Annotated in this window: 2 protein-coding genes and 1 pseudogene; all 3 read right to left on the reverse strand. The window is 71.3% G+C overall.

The annotated features are described in order from the left end of the window. Positions 1-252 precede the first annotated feature (252 nt). Positions 253-1155, reverse strand: coding sequence for a CD225/dispanin family protein (locus tag ACY5KJ_RS18860; protein ID WP_462189135.1), 903 nt, complete (start codon positions 1153-1155; stop codon positions 253-255). A 155-nt stretch (positions 1156-1310) separates the two neighbouring features. Beyond that, positions 1311-2132, reverse strand: coding sequence for an ABC transporter (locus ACY5KJ_RS18865; protein WP_462189134.1), 822 nt, complete (start codon positions 2130-2132; stop codon positions 1311-1313). 589 nt (positions 2133-2721) lie between these two features. Beyond that, positions 2722-3345, reverse strand: a pseudogene (locus ACY5KJ_RS18870) (ABC transporter ATP-binding protein); the annotation flags it as partial. Positions 3346-3420 lie beyond the last annotated feature (75 nt).

Below are 3420 nucleotides of genomic sequence, written 5' to 3' on the forward strand. Positions count from 1 at the left end.
CAGGCCCTAGAGGCGTCCGCCAAGGCGAAGAAGTGGTGCATCATCTCGGTCATCGCCTTCGCGGCCATCCTCCTGATCTATCTGGTGGCCATTGTGATCATCGTCGGGGTGGCGGCGAACAACAGCTGACCGCCCGCTCACCGTGGTAGTGACCCGGCGCGAGGCTCATCGATCATCGAGATCGGATCGTCCCGCCATCCGACTAGCCCGCAACTCGGTAGCGGCCGTCCGCTCGGCTCGGTCGTCGGCTCGTCAGCCGATGGAGCTCCCGTCGCCGAGCCCCGCCATTACCGAGAGAGACGCGAGGAAGAGGAGGCCGAACACGAGTCCGGCCAGGCACCAGGCCAGGCTGCGACGCGATGCCCGGCGCGCCCCGGCGACGTCGTGGGCAAGGAGCCGATGTGACGCGCGCGAGGAGTTGATGATCCCCATCACGCCGAGCGGCGCGCACAGGAATGTCGTCAGGATCGCGAGAGCCAGGTAGTTGCCGACCTTCGGCGTCGCCTCGGAACCTGGCCCCCGCCGCGCCCCCGACCTCTGCCGCGTCCGCGCGTGCCGTGGTGTCTGCGTGGACCGCGGTGCCTGTGCGTGTCGCGGTGCCTGTGCATGCCGCGGTGTCCGCGTGTGCCGCCGGACCGCCTGGTGGGGTTCGGCGGGTCGGTGGGCCTGTGTTCCGGGCCAGCCCGGATGGGGGTGGGGGCCGGTGTCGTTGTGTCGACTCCGCGGGTAGCCGGTCGAGTAGTGATGGCCGCTCGAGTAGTAGTGACCGCCGGTGTCGGCCGCGGTCCAGGGAGCCCAGCGGGCACCGGTGCCCGTCCGGCAACCGGCGTTCGTGCGGGTGCCGGTGTTCGTCCGACCGGTGTGGTTCGTCGACCCCGGGCCGCCCGCGCCCGGTGCCGGGGACGAGGGCGGCCCGGTGAGGCGGGCGTCGTACTCGTCCCGCCACTTGTCGAGGATTTCGTGGGACACGGTGAGGAGCTGCATCGTGCGCATGGACTGTGCGTCCCGGCTGGCGGGATTGTCCGGATGATGGGCCCGGACACGGGCCCGGTACGCCCGGCGGATCTCCGCCCGGTCAGCGGTGCGCGCCACCCCGAGCACGGTGTAGGCGTCGGCGCCGCCGAGTTCGCGAACCAGCCGGTTGAGCGGGGTCAACGTCCGATCCGCTTGACGACGTCGCCGCGGTTCCGATCGGAAGGCACCATGCGAACCGCCATTCCCCGTCGTCGGCCGGGCGCCATCAGCGGTGATGATAGGCGATCCGTCCGCCATCTGTCCGCCATTCGTCTGCCTTTGGCAGATTCGTGCTGTCAGGCCGTGACGTCCCGGCGGGCCAGGCTCACCGCCCCGATCACCGCCGCACCGGCGGCATACAGACCTCCGATCAGCAGCGCCGACCCGTAGCCGGCATCGGCGGTACCTCCCTGGCCGATCGCGTCGAAGACCAGTCCAGGGAAGACCCGGCCCGCTCCGCTCCAGGACTCCTGGACAATGTGCTCGATCGGAAACGTCCACGCGATCCCGACGGCGAGGGTGAGCGCCGTCGACCGCAGGACCAGCCCGAGCACGGTCCCGGCGAGTCCGAAGAAAACGGCGGCCACCAGCGCGTTCAGGTAGCTCGACGCTGCCTCCCCGAGCGCGTCGGCGCTCCACCACGCTGACGTGTCAATGTCCCGAATCCCGGCGACGGCCAGCCCGACGACGATGCTGACCACCAGCGCGGCGACGAGCGCCACCGCCACCAGGACGAGCATGACCGCCATGCGTCCGGCGAGCCAACCCAGCCGCCGGGGCTCCCGTAGGAACAGGGTTCGCAGCGTCCCCTGGCTGTACTCGAGGGTGATGCTGATCGCGAAGACGAGGAAGACCAGCAGGCCGGTGAAGGTGCTCCCGCCGGTGAAACCGAGTGCCACCCCGGACGCCGCGGACACCTGCGTGAACGTGACGTCGAAGCTCGGTGGCCCACCGCTGCCGCCCGGCGGGGAGCCGCCCGGATCGGCCAGTGCGAGGAGCAGCACGGTCGACAGCACGCTCAGCAGGGCGAGGATGCCCATGGCCACCGCCGTACTCGGCCGCCACAGCTTGATCGGCTCGGCGTGGAAGGACCGCCGGGCCGCTACCAGGAGACTCATCGCAGTGTCCCCTCGTCATGACGGGCCGCCGCAGCGGCGGACAGCCCGCGGATCGGACTCGTGGATCTGGTCGTCGTCCCGCCCGTGGGGGGCCGCTGGGAGCCGGCACGCCGGCCGGTGCTGGTGTCGGTGCTGGTGTCGGTGATGTCGCCGCCCGGGTTCGGGCCTGGGTGACCAGACCCTGGTAGCGGTCCTCCAAGCTGAGCCGGCGCGGAGACATCTCGACGAGGGTGATGCCCCGGGCCGCCGCGGCCCGGTTGATCCTGGCCAGCAGGCGGGTGGGGCCGTCGGGGCCGTCGGGTCCGTCGTCTGGGTTCGCGTCGAGACTGACGACGACATCCCGGGGCCGCCGCGTCGCCGGTACCGCCAGGCCGGCGAGGAGACCGGCGAGCAGCGGGACGTCATCGTCGTGCTCGGGGCGTAGGACGATGTCGTAGGTGGAGGTTGCCATCAGCCGGTCGGTCGGCCCCTGGTAGGCCAGCCGCCCGCCCTCCACGACGATCAGCCAGTCGCAGATCTGCTCGACCTCGGCGAGTAGATGCGACGAGATCAGGACGGTGCGCGCCGTGCGCCGGCTCCCGGCGATGGCCGGCCCGGCGGCGATGGATCGGATGAGCTCACGCATCTGCCGGATCCCGATCGGGTCCAGTCCGTTCGTCGGCTCGTCGAGGATGAGCAGGTCCGGATCGCTGAGCAGGGCGGCGCCGATGGCGAGGCGCTGCTTCATGCCGAGGGAGTACGTCCGTACCTTGTCCGCGCCGCGGCCGGTGAGTCCGACCTCGTCGAGGATCCCGTCCACCCGCGTCGGGTCCTGCCCGCCCAGCACGGCGAGGGAGGCGAGGTTGCGGGCACCGGACAGCGCCGGGTACAGCGCGGGGCTCTCGATCAGGGCGCCCACCCGTGGCAGGTAGCGGGCCGGTGTCACCAGGGGATGACCGAGGACGGTCCCGGAGCCCCCGCTGGGGCGGACCAGGCCGAGCAGCATGCGCAGGGTCGTCGTCTTGCCGGCCCCGTTGGGCCCGACGAATCCGGCGACGACCCCCTCGGGAATCGTGAGGTCGAGACCGGTGACGACGGTCCGGCGCCCGTACCGCTTGGTCAGACCCTGGACGTCGACGGCGGCCGGCCGGTCTGTCTCAGGTGCCGGTCGGGTGGTGTCGGGCCGGGTGGTGCCGGGTGATGGCGAACTGCGCTCGCCAGTGGTTGTCATCATGGGAATCAGACTGGTGTGGCCGCCCCCTCACGTCGTCCGTCCAGCGGCGGCATCGTCGTACGCAATGTGGCGCAG

This window comes from Frankia sp. CcWB3, assembly GCF_977927595.1.

Bases quoted from the DNA above. Each gene is read 5' to 3' on its own strand.
- ACY5KJ_RS18865 (WP_462189134.1), bottom strand. From the start codon at position 2,132: ATGAGTCTCCTGGTAGCGGCCCGGCGGTCCTTCCACGCCGAGCCGATC.